6 protein-coding genes are annotated in these 24,385 nt (G+C 66.4%); 2 read left to right on the top strand and 4 right to left on the bottom strand.

Annotated elements, in window-relative coordinates; translation table 11 throughout:
- Positions 1-335: 335 nt before the first annotated feature.
- From N4264_RS12620 to N4264_RS12610, 3 genes are read right to left on the bottom strand one after another with little or no spacing between them, the layout of a single operon-like run.
- Positions 336-803 (bottom strand): hypothetical protein, encoded by a 468-nt coding sequence (locus N4264_RS12620; RefSeq protein WP_261697391.1) that lies wholly within the window; start codon positions 801-803, stop codon positions 336-338.
- Positions 800-8,569: a transglutaminase domain-containing protein gene (locus N4264_RS12615; protein WP_261697390.1), complete on the bottom strand. Its 7,770-nt coding sequence runs from the start codon at positions 8,567-8,569 to the stop codon at positions 800-802. The genes N4264_RS12620 and N4264_RS12615 overlap by 4 nt, the downstream gene beginning before the upstream one ends.
- A gap of 12 nt (positions 8,570-8,581) precedes the next feature.
- Positions 8,582-18,280 (bottom strand): carboxypeptidase regulatory-like domain-containing protein, encoded by a 9,699-nt coding sequence (locus N4264_RS12610; protein WP_261697389.1) that lies wholly within the window; start codon positions 18,278-18,280, stop codon positions 8,582-8,584.
- Between the two features lie 182 nt (positions 18,281-18,462).
- Here N4264_RS12610 and N4264_RS12605 point away from each other — a divergent pair, with 182 nt between their 5' ends.
- Both N4264_RS12605 and N4264_RS12600 read left to right on the top strand, forming a co-directional pair.
- Positions 18,463-19,671 (top strand): imelysin family protein, encoded by a 1,209-nt coding sequence (locus N4264_RS12605; RefSeq protein WP_261697388.1) that lies wholly within the window; start codon positions 18,463-18,465, stop codon positions 19,669-19,671.
- A 3-nt stretch (positions 19,672-19,674) separates the two neighbouring features.
- A complete protein-coding gene (locus tag N4264_RS12600; RefSeq protein WP_261697387.1) occupies positions 19,675-21,033 on the top strand; it encodes a di-heme oxidoreductase family protein in 1,359 nt (452 codons plus the stop codon).
- An 11-nt stretch (positions 21,034-21,044) separates the two neighbouring features.
- Here N4264_RS12600 and N4264_RS12595 read toward each other — a convergent pair whose 3' ends face one another.
- Positions 21,045-23,852 (bottom strand): ATP-binding protein, encoded by a 2,808-nt coding sequence (locus N4264_RS12595; RefSeq protein ID WP_261697386.1) that lies wholly within the window; start codon positions 23,850-23,852, stop codon positions 21,045-21,047.
- Positions 23,853-24,385 lie beyond the last annotated feature (533 nt).

Genomic DNA, 24,385 nt, shown 5'->3' with positions numbered 1-24,385 from the left:
TGTCCACGGGCAGCCATGCCAATCCGCCAGATGCATTGCGGCGTCGGAGCGATTCGACGGAAATTCCGTGCTGGCGCTGATCTCCCAACACCGAAAATGGCCAGACCAACAGCCCGGTTCGCCGGAAATTGAGAAGAAAGAGAGGTCCACCGCCGGGGAGATGGGCGGTGGACACCTTGGACGGGACAACGAGAGATCCACCGCCGGGGAGATCGGCGGTGGACACCTTGGACGGGACAGCTTCGGTGGTGCATCAGTCAGCAATGTTCCCGCTCAGACCTAGGAATTGGCTGATTCATGGTTGTCCCGGATTCGTTGATACACCCGGTCAGCGTTCAGAATTCCGATTCCTGGCTGTCCTGGATTGCACGCGGCTGGAATTCAACCGAGTAGCCGTGCGCCTCCAGCACGCTCCTAAAATCGAACGAGGGATTCTGAAGTTCAATATCGTACTCGACGAGTACAAGGCGAGCGTAACGCCTCACTATTGCCCAAAAGTAGTCGTGTGACTCGAGAAACCTCAGCCTAGCTTCGTTAGGTGCACGAACTGATATCTCCAACATTGTTGAGACTAGCCAACAAAGCTCAGCCAGAACATCGCTTTCACAACCAAGACTGATCTCGTCACCGAGGAAGTGCTCGCTCAACTCGAGCAGAATCACCTCCGGCATATTTGTTCCTTCGTGTTCGCTATCCGGGCCGTAGTATACCGCTCCGTGCATCCCACGAATTAAGTAATCATATATTTCATCCGCTGGCAGACAAAACAAGAAGAGCAATTGTTTGCTTCTATCCTTAATCATGCGGGCGGCTTCCTGACATGATAGTGAAACTGCCGGTCTTGAATGAACTTCGCATCATTGGCGTCATCCCTATCCGCATGAATGGCATGAACGTCCATTCTCCATACTTGCTGCGGGGCCTTGATGCCCCGAAATTTGATACCGACACCAGTCAACCGACCGCGCCCTTTCGAGTCGGTGTGCAAGCTGACTTTGTACTTTCCCGCTTTTGCGAACGGCACTGTTACTGAGATCGGGCTCTGAGGAAGGTAGATAACAAACCCTTCGATGTTATTGACTCTCGGCGTCAGATATTTCACCCAGCTTGCCAAGGACCAAGTGGAAATCGGTTGCGCGTTTCGTAGAAGGCTCTCAACAGCATCGTCAATGTTGACCTTACCGTAAGCAGCCGTCGAATCTCTTAGAGCCTCCCTCATGGATTTGTCGACTTGGCCAGAATAGAACAGCTGTGCAATCTCAATTGCGCTATAGACCATATTTACCGTGGTTTCAACACGATGAATCGTATTGGCCACCCGCAGTGCGCTTGTAGCTAAATTCCCTGCAGTCTGTAGCGCTTGCCCAACCTCCCCGATCGTCGTGTATCCGGAAGGATCGCGACCATTCACAGGATCCGCGTTGCCATACATGTATTTGTGCAATGACGCCGGACCGGCGCTGTCGCCCAAGTAGGCGTCTAGGGCTACGAACCGCCCCATGCTCGGAACCATGTATCGCGCTCGCAGGTAATAGAACCCACTATTCGGATCCATCTGCTCGCCGGTGTACAGGAAGTCGTTGCTGCTGGCCTGCTGCGTGATTGCCTGGTCCAGCTCCCCGAAGGCCTCGTAACCGTAAACGTCGGTCTGGCTACCCGCTTCACCGGTCAACAGGCGAGTCGATCCCAGCCCATCCGCGTGGTAGTACCGCAAGCTCGCGGTGACGCCCGGGCTGCTGCCGCCACCCACCACCGCCGGCCTGAACTGACTGATCCGATCATCGCCGACCACGAACAGCGCACTCACCGTCGGTGCATTCGTCCCTTGCGCGGTGGATTCTTCGATCACCTGCGCATAGGCCTGATTCGGATCAATCAGGTAATGACTGGTCTTCGCATTGGCCGTCCCTGCCTTGCTCGTCTGACTGAGCCTGATGCCGGCATGGTTGTACGCATACCGGGTGACCTCGCCGGCGAGCGTCTTGAGCTCACTCATCCGGTTCGCATCGTCGTAGGCGTACTCGACGGTTTCGTCGGGGGCGACTTTCTTGATCGTGTTCCCGGCCTCGTCGTAGGTGTACCTGGTGACGCCTGCGATGACGCCCGGCAGGGTGCCGCTCTTGGTGACGGTTTCCGTGTCGAGCCGATCGTTGGCGTCGTAGCCATACACCGTGTTGGCAAAACCCGAGGTGGCGCCGGCCTGGACGCTCTTGCTCTGGGTCAGGCGGTTGCCGGTCTTGCCGTAGGTCCAGGTGGTGCTGCGGGTGACGGCGCCGCTGGCGAGCTGGGCGACGGCGGTTTCGTTTTCCAGGCGCTTGACCTTGTCGTAGCGGTAGTCGACGTGGCGCCGGATCGCGCCGGTTTCGTCGATGGCGGTACGCAGGCCGGAGGCGTCGACGGTGTAGACGACGCCGAGCAGGAGTGACGCACCGGCTTTGTGGGTGATGCCGGTCAGGCGGTTGCGCAGGTTGTAGGCGTAGTCGGTACGGGTGCCGTTGGCGTAGACGAGGTGATCGCGGTTGCCGACGCCGTCGTAGCCGTAGTCGGCGATGACTTCGCTGCCCTTGAGCACCTTGTCCAGGCGGTTGAGTGCATCGAACTGGTAGTCGATGACCTGGTTCGGGGTGGTGAGCTTCGTGCGGTTGCCGTTGGCGTCGTATTGGTATTCCACGAACGGGGCGATCGCCTCGCCCGGGCGCACCGGCCAGGTGACCCTTTCCAGGCGCCCGCGGACGTCGTTGGCGTAGACCGTCGTGCCGTTGGCGTCCTGCACGGTGTGCAGTTCGCCCCCGGCGGTGTAGGTCAGCGTGACGTCGGGATCGGTCGGATAGTCGATCGTTTCGAGGTAATCGGTCTGGGGCTTGTAGCGGAACGCGGTGGTGCGTCCGCGGAAGTCGGTGTGGCTGTCCTTTCGGCCCAGGGCGTCGTAGTGGAAGCGTTCGGTCTGGCCCAGCGGCAAGGTGCGCGTCAGCGGGCGCTGGGCCTTGTCGAAGGTCCAGCTCGTGGTGCGGCCCTCGGCATCCTTCTGGGTCAGCTTGTTGCCGAGCTCGTCGTAGCCGTAGCGCGTGACCAGGGTGCCGCTGCCGGCGGGGCTTTCGCCGTTGACGAGATCGGGGTTCGCGCCATTGGCGGGGTTGGGCAGGATCACCTGGGTCAGGCGGCCGAGCGCGTCATAGGCAAAGCGCGTGACCCGGCCCATTTCGTCGGTTTCCTTCACCTTGCGGCCGGCCGCATCGTAGGCGGCGAACGTGCGCGGGTTGTCGGCGTCGGTCGCCGGGGTCAGGTCCGGGTGGATGGTCTCGGTCAGGCGGTTGGCGGCATCGTAGATAAAGCGCGTCGTGCGACCCAGGCTGTCGATCACCGCCTCGCGGCGGCCGGCCTTGTCGTAGATCGTCTCGGTCGTCTGCTGCAGCGCGTTGATGACGTGGGTCTGGCGACCGGCATCGTCGTATTTGTAGGTCGTGGTCTGGTTGCGCGCGTCGGTCACGCCGACCAGTTGACCCGCCTTGTCGTAGTGGTTGACCGTGCGCGGGTTGTCATCGAGCGTTGCCGGCGTGTCATCCGGATAAATCGTTTCCTTCAGGCGATTGGCCGCGTCGTATTTCATCGTCGTCACGCGGCCGTCGCGGTCGCGCTCGGTCAGGACGTTGCCTTCCTCGTCGTAGGTCTTCTCGGTGTAGGTCGCATCGGGGAAGGTCACCCGCTCCTCTTCCCCGCGATCGGTGTAGGTGTAGTGCGTCACCCGGCCGAGCGCGTCGGTCGACGTGGCGATCTTGCCGATGGCGTTGTAAGTGGCCTTGGTGGTGCTGCCGTCCGGATGACGGCTTTCCTTGACCTGCCCTTTCTCGTCGAGCACGTGCTCGGTGACGAGCTCCTGGATCGCACCGTTGACGGTGCGGCGGCGGATCTCCTTCGTCGTGCGGCCCAGGGCGTCGGGCACGATCGTCGTCTTCCAGCCGTGCGCATCGCGCGTTTCGATCACGCTGCCGCGGCCGTCGTACTCGAACGCGTTGGTCGCGCCCGATGCATCGGTCATGGACTTGAGATTGCCGGTGTTGCCGCTGGCGCTGCCCAGGTCGAGCACGAAGAAGGTCTTCTCGTTCGCCCCGTTGGTGGTCGAGCGCAGGTACTGCGTCGGCTCGCCGGTCTGCGGGTGCCGGTAGAAGTCATTGCTGACGACGAGCCGGTCCAGCGCATCGGTCTCGGTTTCCAGCTCGTTGAAGTACGTCCACGTGCGCGTGGTCGTCTGCTGCAGGTGGTTCGTCTCGGTCAGCACGTTGCCGCGCGCATCGAAGGTGCGCGTGGTCGTGCGCTGCAGCGGATCGGTCGTGGTCAGCTCGTTGCCGTTGGTGTCGTAGGTGTGCGCCGTCTGCTCATCGAGCGCATTGGTTTCGCTCAGCACCCAGCCGTTGTCGTCGTAGACGAAGGTCGTCGCGTAGCCACGGCGGTTCTTGATGATCTCCGTATGACCGGCGATATCGTGGGTGTATTCGATGCGGTGGTTTTCCGCATCGACCGAGGCGATCAGGCGGCCTTCGTCGTTGTATTCCTGGCGCACCGCGCGGATGTTCCGCGCATCGATGATGTCCTGCAGGTAGTGCGGCCAGCGCTGCGACGGCAGGTAGGTGAAGGTGGTGGCCAGGCCCGCCTGGTCCTTCACTTCCGCCAGGTCGCCCGCGGCGCTGTAGCGGTACTTCAGGCGGCGCGCATCGGGCAGCACGATATCGGTGATGCGGTTCTTGTCGTCGCGCACGAAGTCGATGCGCGTGCCCGAGCTGTGGGTCACGCCATCGCGGCTGTAGGTGATTTTGTTGCCCAGCGGATCGGCGATCGTCTCGATGCCGAGTTGCTGGTTCAACGTATAGACCATGCCCTCGGCCGTGGTCAGGCGGTAGCGCGTCGGATCGATCGGCTGGATCGAGTCCATGTCGATGATGTCCGACGCCCCGCCCGCCACGTTGGCCAGGCGCATCTGGCCGTAGTCGAGCTGTTCCAGGCGGCTGGTGGTGCGCGTGTCGACCGGCTCGAACACCAGCGTGCCGTAGACCGGCGGCTGGAACTGCTGGCACTCGGGCGACCACCGGGCGCGGAACTGTTCCACCTTGCCGTCGGGCAAGGTGACGGTGACGGCCGGTGCGCCGTTGGGCTTGACGCAGAACGGGGCGAAGCCGCCGCCGTCCTGGGCCAGGCGCCAGGAGTAGCCGAGCTTGCGGCTCTCGCGCAGGCGGATGTTCTGGTAGTCCACGCTCCAGCCGTAGCCGAAGTCGAGGGCTTCCTTCGACTGGCGCGTGTCGTAGGTGCGGGTGATGCGGATCGGAATGCCGTACAGCGGCACTTCCACTTCCTCGAAGCTGATCTGGAAGTGGCCGATCTTCATGTCGCCGGCCAGGCGCACCGGCACGCTGTACTCGGCGCTGCCGCCGTTGACGTCCTCGGCGCGCAGGATCAGCACGTAGGCGCCGTTGAGCATCAGGGTCGGATCGAGCGTGCCGAGCACGCCGTCGACCGCCTGGGTGCCGCTGGCGATCACCACCGGCGGGATGCCGGGCGAATTGCCCGGGCGGACCGCCAGGGACCAGGACCGCAGGCTGTCGTCGACGACCTTGCCGGTGACCTCGACCGGTTGTGTGATCTCCGCATCGTCGGCAGGGCTGGTGATCAGCACGACCGGCGCGCTGGTGTCACCCGGTGCACGCACCAGGAGCTCTTCGCGCTTCTCGTCGAGATTGCCGGCCGCATCGCGGGCACGGGCGATGACCGGGATGACGCCGGCGCGGGTCGGGGTATAGGTCGTGCTGCCGTTGGTGAGCGTCACGGCATCGCCGGCGGCGGTGACGAGGAGGCTCGTCACGGCGCGGTTGTCCGTGGCGCTGGCGCGGATCACGGCCGACTGGCCCAGTTCCAGCGACAGCGGTTCCACAGCCAGCGCGACGACCGGGGCCAGCGGATCGAGCAAGGGGCCCACGCTCAGCACCGGGCCGACCAGGAGCGACCACAGGTGCTGGCTGACCAGGGGATCGACCCGGACACTGCCGTCGATCACGCTGCCGGCGAGCACCTGTTCGATCGGGGTGGAGGTGCCGATGCCGAGCGGGTTCTGCGCGATCGTGACCAGGCCCACGCCACCGGCGATGACCGGATCAAGTTCGCCCTGCCACAGCGTTTGCAGACGCGGCGGCACGTCGGGGGCGAGCCAGCCGGTGAAGACGGCGCCGCGGGCCAGTGGCGTGGTGACATTGGCGCCGGTCTGTTCCGGCGTCGCATCGGCGGCCGTGCCGTAGACGAGGCTGACGCCGCCACGGGCGGCCGGGTAGTCGATCTGGAGCGCGTGGCCGGTCCAGCCGGACAGATCCTGTGCGGTACCGGTGAGGGTGGCGGTATCGCCGGCAGCCAGCGCGGCCTGGGCGATGGCCTTGATCGGGGCCGGCAGGTTCAGCGCGGCCAGCTGTGCGGTGTCGGCGGGTGCAAAGGTATAGACGTTCTGCTGGGCCGCGAGCGCGGTCGCGAACACGCGCACGGCCGAGTGGCCGGTGCCGCCGTAGAGCTGTTCGAGCAGGAGATGACCGAAGCCCGACTGCGCGGCCAGGCTCTGGCGCACGAAGCGGGTTTCGTTGCCGCCGGCGAGCGGCGCGCCCAGGTGACGCGGCGACACATCGCTCAGGCCCAGGCCGGCCGGTTGCACGCTGCTGACGATGCCGAACGGCGCAGTCACGGCGAGCGCGGCATAGGCCGTCGTCGCGCTCGGGGCGCGGTAGTAGCGTGTCTTGTTCAGGCCCGACAGCCAGCTCTGGTAGGCACCGGAGGCGGCCTGGTGGCCACTGCCGCCGACGCGCAGCACGTGATCGACCAGGGGCAGCGTGATCGGCTGGCCGGCGACCAGGGCCTGCTGCGCGCTGCGCAGGGCTTCGACGCTGCGCGACAGGTCCGCAGCGATGCCGCCGTGCGCGTCCAGCGCGAGGCTGCGCGGTTCGCCGGCGAAGAGGGTTTGCGTGGTGTGCAGCGGCGTGCCGGTGGGGCCGGCCAGGCGCAGCTCGCCGGACAGGGCCGCACCCAGCGGCAGGTCGTCCGACTGGGCGAGGCGGACCTCGTCGAGCCACAGCTCGGCGCGCACGCGGATCAGGTACGCCGGCACGCGTTCGGGCAGGTCAGTGAAGCTGCCCGGCGCCGCCGGCACCAGCGCTTCGATCGCGCTGCGGTCCAGATCCGTGGCGGGCACGAAGCGCAGGTCGACGCGCTTGCCGGCCAGGGCGACGGTCGGCTGCTGCAGGGCCAGCACGGGCGTTTCGTCGCGCTGCGCGACCTGCCACTCCAGACGATGGCGCTGCGCATCGGGTAGCACGCTGATCGCCGGGTCGGCGCTGACCACGGTATAGGCGAGATTGCCGGGGAAGAAGGGATAGGCCGGCGTGGCATCGCTGGTGCGCGGCAGCAGCTCCGACAGTGGCGCGTTGGCGAGCCCGCGGGCGGCGAGCGCGGCGTGCAGGCGCTGCGTCGCGGAATCCAGTTGCGCGGCCAGGACATCGGCGCCCAGGGCCGACAGGTAGCGTTCGTTGCGATGGACCGTCGCGGCGTTGCTGATCGCCGTGCTCGTGCCGGTGACATCCAGGGCCATCAGCACGCCCAGGTCCAGGCCCGGGGAATAGGTGAGCTCCTTGAAGCTCGGATCCAGCGCCAGCCAGGTATCGCCTTCCACGTGGCGCGCGCCGCGCGAGGGCACGAAGTCGATCCAGGCTTCCACCCAAATGTGCGTGAAGCGCACCGAGGCCACCTGCCCGCCCACCACGACCGTCTGGAACGGCACGCCGCCTTCGCTGAAGAGCTCGGTCACCGCTTCGATGCGATCGACACCGAGCCAGCGCAGCAGCCGCTCGCGATCGACATCGACGGTGCCGACGACATAGCGCGCCGGCACGCCGCTGGCACGCAGCAGCGCCACCAGCAGGCTGGCCGTATCGGTCGCGTTGCCGCGCCGCGCATCGAGCGTGCCCTGCGCGCCCTGCAGGGAACCGGCGCTGGGCACGTACGCGATGTGCTTGCGCACCCACTCGAACACGGCGACCGGTTGCTTGTGCAGATCATCGGCCAGCGCCTGGATGGCCGGGGTGATCGGCGCATCGAGCGTGGCCGCCAGATCCGCCGGCGACGGATCCGGTCGCGGAGCCGACGTCGCCCGCACGGTCTGCGGCACCTGCGTGGACACCGCCGAGGGCGCAGCGGTCGATTCGGTACGGCTCACCGGCGTGAGCAACGCCGCCAGGTCGCGCAGCGCGGCATCCGCGGCACTGCCGCTGCCGGCCGCGGCGGCCGCCAGGCGCTCCGCCCGCTCGCGCGCCGAACGCAGCGCGAACTCGGCCTGGGTCTGGCGATCATCCAGCGCGGCAGCGTGCGAACCCATCGCCGCGAGCACCGCGCGGCCCGCTGCCACATCGCGATCGGCCAGCGCCGCCTGGCGCGCGCGTTCGGTGTTCAGGCGGGCGAGTTCGGTGTCGCGGGCGCTCTGCGAATACGCGCCGGGCCAGCCCACGCACAGGGCGAGAATGGCGGAAAGCAGGATGCGTTTGGAGATCATCGGTGCAACCTCTTACAGCCCACCGGCAGAGCCGGCGGTCACACAAAGGGAGTGGGCATCGGTGCGCAGCAGGTGCTGCGCGGCCTGGGCGACCTGCTGCTCGATCGATAGCGGCGACCACTCGACGACCTTGGCGCTGCAACCGCGGTGCTGGGAGACTTCCAGCAGCCGCGCGACGGCGAGCCGCCAGCGCGAGGTGACGACACCGCGGATGCGCGCGATCTCGCCGGCCGCATCCATCCATTTGACGATGGCGCCGCTGGCATTGCCCTGCTGGTCAAGGTTGCGGGCCGCTTCGATGGCGGTGACGGCACGACGGCGCGCGGCAGCGTCACCACCGTGCAAGGCCGCTGCGTTGAGCTCGCTGATCAGCTGCTGCGTCTGCACCGCCACGTCGCGCAGCGGCAAGTTGTGGACGCGGTTGCTCAGCGCGGCCAGTGTGCTGCCGTTGCGCTGCGACAGATCACTGCGGACACTGCTGCTGGTCGCCGCCAGCGGCACGCGCACTTCCACGTCGAAGGTGCGTGTCGCGTCGACCGGGAGGTTGAAGTCCCAGGTGGCGCTACGGTTGGTGCTGGCGGTCGGTTCCGGCAGCGCCTTCTCCACCGTGGCCGGGGTCGTGACCTGCGTCAGCAGGCGCAGATCCAGCGCATCGCCCTGGTTGGTCACCGTCGTGGTCACCGGTACCAGGCCGCCACCGGCGTAGTCGGGCGCCACCACGGTCGGTGCGGCGTAGATCAGGCCGCTGTCGAACAGTTGTGCGCTGGCCGGCTCGCTGCCATTGCGCAGCAGCACCTCGTACAGGTCGAAGGCGTAGGTCAGCGCGTGACCCTGGCCGTAGGTGTTGCTGATGATCGCGGGCGTCTTCGACGACCAGAAGATCGACTCGGCCTGGGCCGTGGTCGGGCTCAGGCGCAGGCCGCGGCCGAAGGTGTTCACACGCACGTTCGGGAACAGTGTGCCCATGCCCTGGACGTCCTGGTTCTGCTCCGACAGCTTGCCCCGGAAGGCGAAGCCGCCCACCTCGTCGAGCTGATTGTTGCGGTTGTCGTGGGCGCCGTCGATCACCAGGCCGTCGCCGCGGTAGATCACCTCGCGCAGTTCCTGGGCATCGGCGTTGGCCAGCTTGAAGGAACCGCCACTCAGCCAGTAGACGTTGTAGCGGCCACAGCGCATTTCGGCGACGAACTGCTGCGGATCAAGCACCACGCGATGGGTGACGCCACGCTCGGTCAGCCAGTCCTCGATGAACTTCTTCTTGGTGGCTTCGCAATCCGAGGCCGCACCCGGCGCACAGGCCGCCAGCACCAGCACACGCGCGTCGCGCTCCACGGCCATGGTCATTTCGACCGAGGCCTGGCTGGCACGCACGGTGAAGCGCGTGGTGGCGAGGGTCTGCCAGTTGCCTTCGAGGCTGGCCATCAGCACTGCTTCGTACTGGCCGGCGGCAATGGCGACCGTGCTGAACTGGCGGTCGAAGACCAGGGTGCCCTGGGCCGCGACGTCGGACGTATCGTTCCAGCTGGTCAGCACGGCCTGCGTATCTGCGCGGCGCACTTCCAGGCGCACGGGCAGCGCCGTGGCTGGCACATTGCCGGTGTTGCGCACGATGCCGTTCAGCGCGACCGGCGTGCCGGCGTCGACCTCGGACGGCGATACCGCCAGCGTGCCGCTGACCTGGGCACCGCTGACCGTGAAGGCGGCCTCGCCCAGGGACTGTTCGGCACCGTCGATCGTGACGATCCACTGGGCCGTGTAGCTGCCCAGCGGCAGCGTCTGCGTGGCAAGCACCTCGGACTTCGAAACGCTCGCGCCGGCCGCGATATCGCTGGTGTAGCGCCAGTCGCGCAGCGACGTGCCAGTCTGGGCGTCGATCACACGCAGCTGCAGCGGTACGGCAGTCGCGCCGACATTGCCACTGTTGGTGACACGCGCCGCCAGGGTCAGCGGCTCGCCGCGGGCCACGGTCTGCGGTGTCGCGGTCAGCGTGCCGGCGAGCGACACGGCCTGCACGCGCACGCTCTGCTGCGCGAGCACGACCGAGTCGCCATTGCTCTCGACCGACAGCACCGCGAGATAGGTCTTGGGTGCCACGGTTGCGGTGGACCAGCTTTCAGCCCACTCAGCCGAGCCGCCGACGGCGAGATCACGCGTCGTCGTCCATTCGGCGACCGACGCATTGGCGGCTTCCGGATCCACCAGGCGCAGGCGCAGCGGCACGCTGGCCAGCGCGGTATTGCCGCGATGGGTGACGTTCGCCGTGAGCTGCACCGGCGTGCCGCGACTGACCGTTGCCGGCTCCGCACGCAGCGTGCCGGTCACCGACTGGTTCCCGCTGCCGGCTTCGACGGTGAAGGTGGTGGACGGCGAACTGAGCAAGGTGCCGTCTTCCGCACGCACTTCCTGGCGGATGCTGTACTCGCCCGGTGCGGCTGCACCCAGCGGCAGCGTGAAGGTCAGGCGGGCGTCGGTTTCCGGTTCGAGATTGGCCAGCGCCTGCTCGCCGTGCCAGAACTCGGCGCCGCTCGGGCCGGTGACGGTCTCGATGACTTTCAGGTTGCGCCAGCCGACGTTGGCGCTGTCGTTGTGCAGGTTGGCCGTAATGAGCACCGACTGGCGCGGCGCATAGGACAGGCGATCGGTCGACACCGTCGCGGTGACGTGCGCGGTACCGTCCCCACCGGCGATGATTTCGAACGGGGTGGACGATTCCGCCGTCACTTCACCGGCACGATTGGTCACGCGGGCCAGCACGGCGTAGGAGCCGATGCGCGTCGTGCCGGTATTGAACGGCGGATTCAGGTGCAGCGATTCGCCCGGCAGGAAGCGCTGGTCGCGGTCGACCAGGGTTTCCACGCGGTCGCCGCTTGCGTCGACGATGGCGACCAGCAGATGGCCTTCCTTCGCGACCGAGTCGCGACTCTCGGCCAGCACGTCGATCTGCACCGGCGTGTGCTGCGGGTAGCGGGTGTTGTCGGTCGTGATGGACAGCTGCACCAGGTCCACCACGTGCACCTGGGGCACCGCGACGGGAATGCGCACGGAACCCGGGACAAAGCTGTTGTGGAATTCCAGGAAAGCCTCGCGGGCGACGGCGCGGTCTTCACCGCGGCGCAGCGAGGAGAGTGAAGTCTGGAACTGCACGCTGGTGCCGAGCTTGTCGACTTCGCGCAGCGACCAGACGATTTCCTTCGCACCATCGGGGCGCGTGATCGTCTGCGCCGGCGTCGGCAGCGGCGCCTGCACCACGTGTTCGGGCTCGAACACGATGTGCAGATCCACGTCGATGGCGCCGCAGGCGGCGGGCATCTTGTAGATCTTCACGCCGCGCGCTTCGCTCAGGAGGTACAGGTAGCCGGAGAAGCGGTTATAGGCGACGAAGTCAATGTCGGTGAGATCATCGCTGACGACCGCGCCGTTGAGCACAGGACCGATCTGGCCACTCGGCAGCAACTGCGCGAGCGTGTATTCCTCGCCGGCCTGCCCCAGGCGCGCGTAAGTGGCAGGCGTGAAAAACAGACCCTGGCCGCAGGAGCCGGCGATATTGACGCGCTCGTACTCGAATTTCGCCTCGGCGAGAACGACCGAGACCTCACGCTGTGGCGTGATCAGCAGGATGATGTCGTCCTTGAGCTGCACGTACACATTGCCTTCGCCGTCGCGCGTGATGCCCCAGGGCACATTCGGTTGCGGGTAACTGGCGTATTCCTCGACGGTGCGATCGGGGCTGACGCGCCAGATCTTGCCGGGCGTGAGCACGTAGAGTCGATCCGCCTCGTCGATCGTCATGGAGGCGATTGCGCCGTCGATGGTCACGAATTTCTCGGCGGTGCCGGTCGCGGTATAGCGCCAGATATCCGAACGGCCGGCGGACGCCGCGTTCTTGGAAGCATAGGCACGCTGCTGCACGTCGATCGGCAGGTCGCCGTAGACGGGCTGGAAGTCCGAGCCGAAATGCCTGGGTGCGCCGGTATCGGTGACGTAGTAAAGCTCGCGCGTCATCGGGTTCACGACGAGGTACCAGATGCCGCCGTTGGCATCGATACCCAGGCCGTTCGGGTAGATCGTCTGGGGCGTCGCCAGCTCGATCTGGCTGGGATCGATGCGCGTGATCGACGAAAAGTCAGCGCCTTCCACGTGGGTCTTCACGGTCACCTGCGCGCTTTCCGGCGTCACCTGGGAAGGTTCGGCGTTCATGTTGCTGTTGGCGTGCGGACCGACGTGCACGCCGGTGACGAGCCGGCCACCGACACTGCTGTCGACGGCAGTGACGATCACTTCATAGTCGCCACCCACCGGCGGCATCCAGTTGCCGAGCGCGACGTTGCGGTTTTCGGATAGCCCCAGTGCCGGCAACGCGCGACGCGCCGTGTGCACGACCGTGCCCGGCGCTATGGACGGCGCCGGCGCCTTGAGCTTGAACTGGCGGATGCGGTTGTTGGTGTGGTCCGGCACCTGCACGATGCCATCCGGCGTAACGACGGCGCCGGTGTTTTCCGTGCTGGCCCAGATGTGCGGCGTCTTGCGGCCGCCCAGGTCGGATATGACAAGACGCCCGAACGTCGGGACGACAAGCTGGTCCGACGCACTCAGCGCGACGGCCTGCGGCTCGCCGACGCCCGTGACGATGGCGCGATAGCCGCCGTTCTCCAGCACGCCGACCGACTGGGCCTTCTTGTCGGCCACGAAGACGCGGCCATCGGCATGCACGGCAACGTCGTTGACTTCCGCAACACCCGAGGAATGCGGCCGCAGATAGTCGCCCTGGCGCTGGTACAGCTGGAGCGCGTTTTCCGTGCTCAGGACGTAGGTATCCACCCCGTTGGTAACGAGGCGGTCAAAGGACGGATTGGCCGGCCAGGTGTCCATCGCGTACGCCACTGCGGTCAGGTCGCCAGCGGCGTTGACGCGATAGAGCACATTGCCATTCTTTACGGCAAAGGTGTTCCCGTCCGGCGTCTGGGCCACATCGTTGATGAGGATGCGATTGAGAATGCGTGACTCGAAACCACGCTCATCCACTTCAATCATGGACTTGCCGGTGACCAGCCACCACTTGCCGTCGGGCCGCTGGAGGAAATTGCGCGCACTCACATACGGTGCGTAGCTGGCGACCCGCGTACCGTTGCGATAGAGAATCTGCTCCTGGGTGTTGGGATTGACCATTGCCAGCGTGCCGTCGGCGCTCTGGTCAAACAGCACGTACTCATTGAGCACCAGGTCCGGTGTCGAGAAGGCCGTGGTGAAGGTGCCATTGGCGTTGAGGCGCACCAGGGTGGACGTATGCGACACCCAGATTTCGTTGCCGACGCGACGCACTTCGTGAAGGCCGCCGGACGCGGCGGCAATCTCGACGCCGGTGGCCGACTGCCAGCGCATCAGTCGCGTGCCGTCGTCGACGAACAGCACGGCTTCGCCCAGCGTCGCCATCGATTTGACCGTCTTTGCCGACTGCACGCGATGCTGCAAGGTCGTGGCGCCGAGCGTGGTGAAGTCGTAGCGGACCTGGCTGTCAAACGAGGCCAGCACCTCGGTGCCATTCACACCGATGAACTTGTCCGGCGCCGTGGCAAAGGTGTGCGCGACGACAGCCGCACTGCCCGACAGCGTGTAGAGCTGTCCGTCGGTCAGCCAATGGATCTTGCCGGCGTGATCGGTGCCCAGGAAACTGGCGGTACCCACGCGGACACCGACGCCGCCGGCAAAGCGATACAGCTCGGTGCCCGTCAGCGTGTACGGCGCGCCGTCGGCGTCCAGGGACAGGCGATAGTCGTTCGTGGTTGCCGCGTCGGCGATCTTGACCGTGGCCGCCGTGGCCGGGGAGTAGTGGACCAGGGCGCGGTCGGTATTGCGCACGAACCAGATCCGGCCGGTGGCATCGACGTCGAAGTCGTAGCGCAGCCCGGCGAGGTTTGTCGCCACGGTCGTCTTGGCACCGGTCTGTGCATCGATCCGCTGCACGCGGCGCGTGCTGGTGTATTCGTGCACATAGACGGCGCCATCCGGACCCACGGCGAGACCGGTCGGGCTGGTCACGTCGGCGACGCGGCGGATTTCCGAACGCGTGCGCGAAACCTGCCACAAGGCGGTGTTGTCGAGGACGAGCATGTCGCCCTGCGGCGTGACGTCGGAATCGATCGGCGCGCCAACGGCTTCGACCACGGGCGAAAGGCTACCGCTGGTGTAGCGGTAGATGCCGTTGCGGCCACTGCTGTCGGCCATCACCAGCACACTGCCGGCATCATCGATCGACAATGCCTTGAACGTCATGGCTGCGTTCTGCAGCAGCACCTGCTGCGTGCCGTCGCGCCAGCTGAGCAGGCGGCTGCCATCGGCGATGATCAGGCTGCCGTCCGGCAGGGCGAGGACATCGTTGCCGGCGGTAAGGCCCGTGACCAGCGTCTGCGTGCTGCCATCGGGTTGGCGCCGGCGCAGCACGGTCTTGGCGATCGACAGCAGATTGCCGTCGCGATCAAAACGGACACTGGTGGGCTGGTTGACCATGCCCTGGTTGAACATCGACACCGCGCCGGACGCATCGACGCGACGAATGGAGCCATCGCCGGCGTTGAGCACGTAGATCGCACCGTCGCGCCCCTGGCGCAGCTCCTGCGGGTTATCAAGGCCACTGGCGAAATCGCTCACCTGCCCTGCCGGCGTGCGCTTCTTGATCTTGCCGGTGGTGGATTCGGCGACGTAAAGGGTGCCGTCGGCCTCGAACAGGATGCCCGAGGGGCTGGTGAAACCCGAGGCAAACGGTTCGCGCAGGCCGGTCGTGCGGTCGATGCGCATGACATCGCCGTTCTTGGTGCTGGCGTAGAGGTTGTCGCCCGGGCCGAAGGCCAGGTTGCGCAACTCCAGGTTGCCGCCGTCGGCCAGGGCGGAATAGGTACCGCCGCTGCGCTTCACCACACGGTAGCGGCCGTTGTACGTGCCCGCGAAATACTCATTGCCCGCCGCGTCGACGCCGTAGGCGGTCACGGCGGTGACGCTGGTGCGTTCATCGACATTGGCCAGCGGCGCCGTCAACGAAACGGTATTGATCCAGCCTTCGGACCAGGCGACGCGCAGGGCGCCGTCCGGATGGAAGCGCAGGGCGCGCAGGTAGCCTTTCCACGCCCCGCTCTTGCTGGTCACGGTGAGCCTCACCACGACCGAGGTCGCGCCGGTGGGCGTGACTCGCACGATTTCGGAGGTGTTGTAGTTGAAGGTGTAGAGATTCCCCTCGTTGTCGCGCGTGGCGAACATCGGGCGGGTGACCGTGCCGCCCAGGTTCGGCAGTGCTTCCGGCTGGCCGGGGTACGGCGGCTTGTTGTCCGCGTTCACCAGCTTGATCGCCAGCTCCGCCTCGCCGGCACCGATGGCCACATTGCCCAGGTTGCTCACCACGGCGCTCAGGTTCACGGCCTGGCCCAGGCCCGCCTGCAGCAGCGGTGGATCGGCGGTGATACCACCGCCCAGGCGCTTGAGGCCGCGGACGCGGTAGGTGGTGGTGCCTTCCAGCGCCACGCGGCCGGAGGGATCCAGGCCGCGGAACAGGACGGAGTAGTCGCCCGGCAGGTCGGCGTAGTTGCCCCACAGGATGGTGATGGCACGCGTGCCGTTGGCCGGAATCGCCAGGATGGTGTCGGCCAGGGTGGTCTGTGCATTGGCGCGGACCGCCGGCACGTCGCGCACGATCTTGCCCTGGGCATCGTAGACGACGGCATTGAAGATCAGGCCCGTCTCGGTGCCGCCGTTGTTACGCACGGTGCCCAGCACGGCGACTTCGCCGTAGGGATCGTATTCGGGCGCGGAACTGACGACGCTTTCGAGCACCACGTTGCCGCCCGCGAGGCGCACCAGGCCGACGTCGGCGCGGAAGCTGCCGTGGCCGTTCTGGCCCGCGGAAAGGGTTTGCGTGGCATAGCCCGGTGCAGCGATGGCGGCGGTAAACGGCACGCTGGTGATCGAGGTCAGGCTGTAGCTGCCGTCGGCGCCGCTGGTCGTGCGGAGGCTGGCGCCGGTGATCTCGACGGTGGCACCGGCGAGGGCGGTGCCGTTCGCCGCGTCGGTGACGCGGCCGGAGAGCGTGCTGGTATTGCCGGCGGTCGCCGGCTGCAGTCGGATCAGCCCCGCGTCATTGACGCCAATAGCCAGGCTGCCTTCGACCTGCCCGGTGACATAGCCATTCGCGCTGACCGCCGCCTGGAAGGCACCGGCAGGTAGTTCGGTCAGGCTGAAGCGGCCAGTCGCGTCGGAATGGGCCTGCTTGCTGCCGACCTGGATCAGTGCGCTGGCGATCGGTGCCGCGTCCGAAGCGGAAACGACCTGACCGGTCAGCGTGGCGCTGTCGGGCGGTGTGAGGTCGCCGGCGTACAGCGCGGGCGAGAACAGCAGAACCTCGCCGACCACCAGTTCGCCCGTGCCCTGGGCGGCGCGGAATCCGTCGCGGCTGACGCGGATCTGGATCGATCCAGCCGTGGCACCCGACCATTCATAGCGGCCATCCGGGCCGGTGAACACCGTGGCCGTCACCGCACCACTGATGGCCACCTCGGCGCCCGAAAGCGGCGAGCCGTCGCGCACGTCAGTGACCTGGCCGCGCAGCACGGCGGTGGTGGGAAGGCGGTGCAGGCTGACCACGCCCAGGTCCAGGCGCTGGCCGGCGGTCAGGGTCAGCGCGGTGGACGTGGCTTCGGTGTAGCCCGTCTTCCGGATCACCGGGGTGTACGAGCCCGGCGGCACGTTGGCCAGCACGACACGGCCGTCAGCGGCGCTGAGCGCCTGCAGTTCGGCGCTGTCGCCCAGGCGCAGCTGCGCGCCGGCAATGGGGGCCAGGGTGTCGGCATCGCGCACGCTGGCGCTGATCTCGGCCTTGGTCGGTGGCGTTACGATCGTCGATTGCCACAGCGCGCGCAGCGCCAGCGCGGTGAGATAGGGATCGTCGCCCCAGCTGCCGTTCGGCCGCTGCGCAGCCTTGATTGCGTCGCGCAGGGCATCCAGGCCGGTGCCGCTGGTCGAAGAGAATTCGAGCGCGATGATACCGACGGCGTCCAGCAGGGTTTGGCCGTAGAGGCCCTGGTCCTGCATGCCGAGCAGTCGCGTGCGCGCGGCCGTGACGGCTTCGCCGATCGGGAACTGCTGCGCATAGGACTGCAGCGCCAGCAGCGTATAGGCCGCCATGTACGGGCGCGCCTTGGGACCGGGATCCAAGGTGCTCTTGCCGGCTTCGTCGCCACCAGCGAGGAAGGTGACGGCGCGCGCCACTTCAGGACCGTTCGTGTCATTGGCGGCGCGCAGGGCGATCAGCGCAAAGCTCGTGTCGAGCGCCTCGCTACGGTACCGCTGGGCGCCGCCGAAGCCGCCGTCGCCGTTCTGCAGTGCCTTAAGGGCGGTGACCTTGTCAGGGGCATTCACGCCCGCGCGGGCCAGGGCAATGATCTGTCGTGCAAGATGCTCGACCGCCGAATCCGGGGTTTCCCGCGATACGCCGTTGAGCAGCGCACTGTGGCCGGCATCCAGGCGCACGAGGGTGTCGAGCACCTCGGTACGCGTCTGTCGCACGGTGGCCAGTGCGGTGTCCTCACCGATCACACGGCCATCGTCACGAACCTGGGAGAGCAGCCACTGACGGCCTGCGGCGATTTCTGACGGAACGGTCTGGGCTTGCGCGACGCCTGTGACAAACAGACAAACGACGACCAGCACCTGGATCAGGCGCGAAAACATGAACGAATTTTCCCCTTGGTGATGCGTGCGGCGCGAAGGCGATGACCCGGCCCGGGATACTTCGCGCGTCGGGCGCGAACGATGCCTGTGCGCCCGGGGTGAAGTCAATGGAATTTAGAAAGTTAACAGTCTGGTGCACAACAATTGATATATTTTGCGGCCTTCCGAGGGGGTTTTGATCCGTGTTGCCATTGTTTCAGCGCTGGGGATTCGCGCTGCTGTGCGTCGTGTTCAGCGTGCCGGTATCCGCGCACGCCGTGTTCAAGGCACCGCGCACGTTCAAGAAGAGCATCGCCATCGACTACGACGCGCAGCCCCAGGCACGCACGTTCATGGTGTTTGCCCGTCGCGCGTCTGTGGCTGCACTGGATGCCGCAAAGCCGCTGCAGGCAGCGATCGATGCGTTCCTGGAGTCACCGAGCACCGCTACATTGGAAACCGCACGACAGGCCTGGCGTGCCGCGCGTCCCGCGTATCAGCGCACGGAGATGATGCGTTTCTTCAATGGTCCGCTGGACCATGCGGCAGGCGATGGCATTACCGCCGGCCCGGAGCCGCGGCTCAACGCGTGGCCCTTGAATGAGGCCGTGATCGATGCGGTTCGCGGCGCGCCCGAAAGTGGACTGGTCCACCAGCGCTCCGTACCGCTGACGCGCGAGGCCATCGTTTCGCGCAACCAGGTGGGCGACGAGGCCGATGTCACCACCGGATGGCACGCGATCGAGTTCCTGCTGTGGGGCCAGGATTTTTCCAGCGACGGTGCCGGCAACCGCCCTGCGGACGATTTCCTTCCCGGCGACGACATCCGTGAACGCCGGCGCGCGTACCTGAAGCTGATCACGCAGATCCTGATCGAGGATCTCACCCGCGTTGCCAATGACTGGGATCCGCAGCGCGACGGCAGTTACGCGCAGTTGCTCAACCGTGAACCGGCGATCGAGATCCTCGGCCGCGGCGTGCACGGCGCGGCCTCGCTGGCGGCGATCGAGCTGTATGCGGACCGGTTGATCGGCCCGCTGGATACGCGCTCGCAGGAAGACGAACATTCCTGCTTCAGCGACAACACGCTGGCGGATCTGAAAGGCAACCTGGAAGGCGTGCGCTTCTTTGTGGAAGGGCGCTACGAGAACGAACGCCTTGGCGCGAGCTTCATCGAGCTGGTGGAGTGGAAGAACCCGATGTTGGCGCAGCGCCTACGCGTACAGTTGGATAACGCGGAAAAATCCCTCGCCGCCATCCCCGGACGTTTCGACCAGGCCATCGTGGCGCCGGACGGCGCGCCGGCCCGGACCGCGGTCGAACACGCTGCCAATGCCATGCGCGAGCTTGGCGTCGCCCTCAAGGCGGCCGCCGAAGCCTTGTCGATGGACATCGTGGTTCCCGGTGTCTGACCCATGCGGATAGTGGCAACCCTCCTTGTCGTAATGGTGCCTGCACTCGCAATGGCGGGCGGCATCGTGCCAGCCGGCGGTGCGCTGACGCATGGGGAAACCAACCAGGATGCCTTCAGCCGCCCTGCCCCGTCGCTGGATGGCGCACAGCTGCGCGCCTTCAATCTCGGCAACCGGATTTTCAACACCAACTGGACGGTGGCGCCGTCATCGACCGAAGCCTTCGACGGCCTGGGGCCGACGTTCAATCGCGTTTCGTGCTCCGGCTGCCATCTGCGCGACGGCCGCGGCCGCCCGCCCATCGACGGCGAATCCGCGATGAACGCGATGCTGGTGCGCTGGAGCATTCCCGGAACCGATCCACACGGCGCACCCCGTGCCGTACCCGGCTACGGCACGCAACTCAACGATCGGGCGATTCCCGGCGTGGCCGCGGAAGCAGCCGTCTCGATGACCTGGAAAGAGACGACACACCGCTACGCCGATGGTAGCGAATACCGCCTGCGGCATCCGCGCTATGCGTTCACCGGCGCGGCGTACGGGGCCCTGCCAAAGCGCCTGCTCGTCTCAGGTCGCGTGGCGCCGGCCGTGATAGGTCTTGGCCTGCTGGAGGCCATTCCCGAAGCCCATCTCGTTGCCGCATCCGATGAGAAGGACCGCAACGGCGACGGCATTTCAGGCCGCGTCAATCGCGTTTCTGATCCGGCTACCGGCAAGACAGCGGTCGGACGCTACGGCTGGAAAGCCAATACGGCGGGCCTGAAAACCCAGAATGCCGCAGCGGCGCAGGGTGACATCGGCCTTTCCAGTTCACTGTTTCCGGCGCAGAACTGCGACGCAGGGCAGACGGCCTGCGCCCGGGCCGTGACCGGCGGAACCCCGGAACTGAGCGATGACTTTCTAGACAAACTGACAACGTATACACGAACACTTGGCGTGCCGGCGCGCCGCGACGGTGATGACGCAACGGTACGACGCGGTGAAGCGCTCTTTGCGACGCTCGGCTGTGCTGGCTGCCACACACCGCTGCAGAAGACCGGCCCCAGCGACATTCCCCAGCTGGCCGACCAGACATTCGCGCCATACACCGACCTGCTGCTGCACGACATGGGCGCAGGCCTCGCCGACGGACGACCGGATTTCCTCGCCAGCGGCCGCGAATGGCGCACGGCGCCGCTGTGGGGCATCGGCCTGGTCGAGACGGTCAACCAGCACACGCTGTATCTGCACGACGGTCGTGCGCGGAACCTGGCCGAGGCGATTCTGTGGCATGACGGGGAAGGCCGCCGCGCGCGCGACGGATTTCGCGATGCCAACAAAGACGAGCGCGACGCGCTCCTGCGTTTTCTGCGCAGTCTCTAGACGCTGCCCCCCTATTCCATCGACGCCTTGACCCCGTGCTGGCCGTTGAATGCCGGCTCGGCATCCAACGGGCCCTGCACGGGCATGCGCACCGTCACCGTGGTGCCCGCTCCCACCGCGCTTTCGATATCAATGCTGCCGCCATGACGCCGGATGACGTTATAGGCCACGGCCAATCCCAGGCCGGTGCCGCTGCCGACGGGGCGTGTCGTGAAAAACGGCTCGAACACATGCGGCAGGTGATCCGGGCGGATCCCGGCGCCGTTGTCGCGAATGGCGACCCAGGCCTGCCCGTCCGTGATGCCGGTTGAGATGGTCAGCACACCGTGGCCGTCCATGGCCTGGAGGGCATTGACCAGCACATTGAGGAAAACCTGGTTGATGTCCGCCAGGACGCAGCGGACCGGGGGGATCTCGGCGTAGCACTTGATCACGTCCACTTTTCCACGGATCGCGTGCGAGAGCACATTGAGGGTGCTGTCCAGGCCGGCGTGGAGGTCGGCCCACTGCCAGGCGGTGGAATCGATCTGCGAGAAATCGCGCAGGTCACGCACGATCTTTTGCACGCGGTTGACGCCATCCTGGGTTTCGTCGAGCAGCGCCTCGCCGTCGCTGCGCAGGTAGTCGATATCCACGGCAGCGCGCAGTCGCGCCAGTTCCGCCGCTGCCGGGTGTCCTTCGGGCAGGTGCGATTCCAGATCGCGGTAGCGATCGGCCAGGGTCAGCAAGGTGACGTAGTAGTCGCGCAGCGTGCCGAGGTTGGAGCGGACGAATCCGATCGGATTGTTGATTTCGTGGGCCACGCCGGCGGCCAGTTGGCCGACCGAGGCCAGTTTCTCGGACTGGATCAGCTGGCTGTGACGGCTGGCCAATGTTTCGTTCAGCGCCTGCAGCTGCTGGTTGCGCTCCGACAGCGCCTGTTGCGCAGCGACGCGCTCGTCGATCTCACCGCGTAAGGCGGTATTAGCCTGGCGCAATTCGCTGGTTCGCGCCGCCACCTGTTCGGCCAGGGCGCGATTGCGCCATTGCAGGGCGAGCGTGCGCCAGCGTACCAGGCCGAGCGCGACCAGCACGATGGCGACGCCGACAAGCAGGCGGAAAGCCGTCGTCTCCCACCAGGCGGGCAGGCGTTCGAAGCTGAACGTGGCCGGCGGGGACCAGTCGCCATTCGGTCCGATGCGCGCCGCTACCTCGAACCGGAAGCGGCCAGCCGGAAGTCCGGCATAGCGCACTTCCCGATTGGCGGTGATATTCGGCTGACGCTCCATGCCGACCAGCTGCATGCGGTATTGCACATTGCCTTCGGCCACGAAGGTGAGCGCGGTGACGCGGGCCTCGAACACGTCGGCATCCGGCGGCACGTGTACGTTCTGGATGCCCACATCCAGGCGCTGGCCGCCAGCCGTCGCGTCGAGCAGGAGCGGTGTCGGCGGCTGTGGATCCGTCTGCGTGCCGGCGCGTCGATCGTTAAAGCGGGCAAGGCCCGCACTCGTGCCGATCCAGATGTCGCCACCCGCCTCGGCCAGGAAGGCCATGTTGTTCGTGTCCTCGCCGACCAGGCCGTCGATGACGCCGTAGTGCTGCACCTGCGTGTCGGTGACGACGTCGATTCCCCGCGCGCCGCCGATCCACAGGCGGTTCTCGCTGTCCTCGCCGAGCAGGAACGCCTTGCCAGGCGAACCGCTAGCGCCCACATCGTAGTGGCGCTTGACCTGCAGGCGCTCGCCGTCCAGTCGCACCCGGGCGACGCCGAGCGGGTCGAAGTAGCTCACCAGCACATCGCCGTCGGACAGCGGCCGCAGCAGCTGGACGAAGGTCCGGCGCAGGCCGTCGGCGTCGGTGTAGCGCCGCCACTGGTTGTCGGTGCCGCGGACGGCGATACCGTGCCGCCCAGCCGTCCACAGACGGCCGCTACTGTCCCGGCGCACGTCGCCGACGAATTCGTCGGTCGTTCCGGCGGGCAACGAGGCCTGCTGGAATTGCGGTGAATCGCCGAGCGTGACGCGCAGCAGTCCGCGCTCGTCGGTGGCCAGCCACGCCGAGTCACGCGCCTCGAACAGCAGCCGGAAGATGCGCGATACGTGCAGGTGCGGCGGTAACGGGATGCTGCGCACGGTAAGACGTTCGGGATCGACGGTGAGCAGGCGATCGCCCGGAGAACCTGCCAGGTACAGCAGCCCGTCTTCGCCTTCCACGATGTTTCGTACTGCAAGGTCGAACGTGCCGGGAATCTGCGTGATGCGATCGGCGTCCATGCGCGCCAGGCCCTTGCCTGTTCCTACCCAAAGGTGGCCGCGACGATCGCGCAGCAGGGTCCAGATCACATCGTCGCGCAGGCCTTCGGCCGTTGTATACGCCTGGAAAAGTCCACGCCGGAGCAGCCGGTGCAGCCCGACGTTGCCCAGCCAGAGGGATCCCTCATGATCCTCCAGCACGGCGCGGCTCCAGGGCGTGGCCAGGCTCTTGGCCACATCCACGACATGCCACTGGTCCGCGACGTAATGCAGCAACACTTCATCGGAGGGCACCCACAGGTCGTCGTGGCGCCCACCGATCAGAAAGCCACGGCCAGAGCGGATCGGCACCGGCGTCATTGCCACGACGAAAGCGGACTGCCCTGGATCGAGCTGCCAGAGCGAGGCAGGCTGACGTACCCACACGCGTCCGGATGCATCGGCATGCATCGCATCGATACGGCCCTGGGAATGACCGGGAGGCCCGTCGACGGCACTCCACTGCCCGTCGCGCCACCGCCAGACCTGGACGGTTTCCTCGCGCTGCCCGACCCATACGGTTGTCTGGTCCGAAGTGACGGCCACGGCCGTCGCCTCGCCCCCGGCCAGTGCGGCACCGGCCTGAAGCCATCGTCTGCGGAGCCCACAAAAGGGCCTTGTGCCGTCAGCACCCACAGCCCGCCGGGACCTTCCGCAAGCCCGGAGACGGATGTGCGCGGTAGCCCCTTGTCGGGCCCGAACGCATCGAAGCCGCGTCCGTTCCACCGGTTCAGTCCCTCGCGGGTGCCCGCCCACACCGTGCCCGATGGCCCCACGTAGAGCGTGGTAATGGATGTGGAAAGCAACCCGTCGTTCAGGCCAAACACATCGAAACGGTAACCGTCGTAGCGGTACAGGCCGTCTTCGGTGCTGGCCCAGACAAAGCCGGTGCGATCCTGCACCAGCTGGAGGATGCCCACGGCGGGCAGGCCGTGCTCCAGGTCATAGCTACGGAACAGGTAATGTCCGGGCAGCGTTGGCCGCAGCGGTACCGTTTGCGCCTGGGCCCAGGCCGCTGTCACGCCGGCAAGGAGAACCAGCAGCACCCGACCGCACCAGGCTAACGGGCGCATTGCGTT

Origin of the sequence: Tahibacter amnicola (assembly GCF_025398735.1) — a bacterium.
Taxonomy (GTDB): domain Bacteria; phylum Pseudomonadota; class Gammaproteobacteria; order Xanthomonadales; family Rhodanobacteraceae; genus Tahibacter; species Tahibacter amnicola.
Note: the sequence above shows the minus strand (reverse complement) of the source record. Positions and strands in the feature narration are given on the sequence as shown.

What these genes read in the sequence shown, in the direction of transcription:
- N4264_RS12620 (WP_261697391.1), bottom strand. Translation starts at nt 803, where the DNA reads ATGATTAAGGATAGAAGCAAACAATTGCTCTTCTTGTTTTGTCTGCCA.
- N4264_RS12600 (WP_261697387.1), top strand. Translation starts at nt 19,675, where the DNA reads ATGCGGATAGTGGCAACCCTCCTTGTCGTAATGGTGCCTGCACTCGCA.
- N4264_RS12610 (WP_261697389.1), bottom strand. Translation starts at nt 18,280, where the DNA reads ATGTTTTCGCGCCTGATCCAGGTGCTGGTCGTCGTTTGTCTGTTTGTC.
- N4264_RS12615 (WP_261697390.1), bottom strand. Translation starts at nt 8,569, where the DNA reads ATGATCTCCAAACGCATCCTGCTTTCCGCCATTCTCGCCCTGTGCGTG.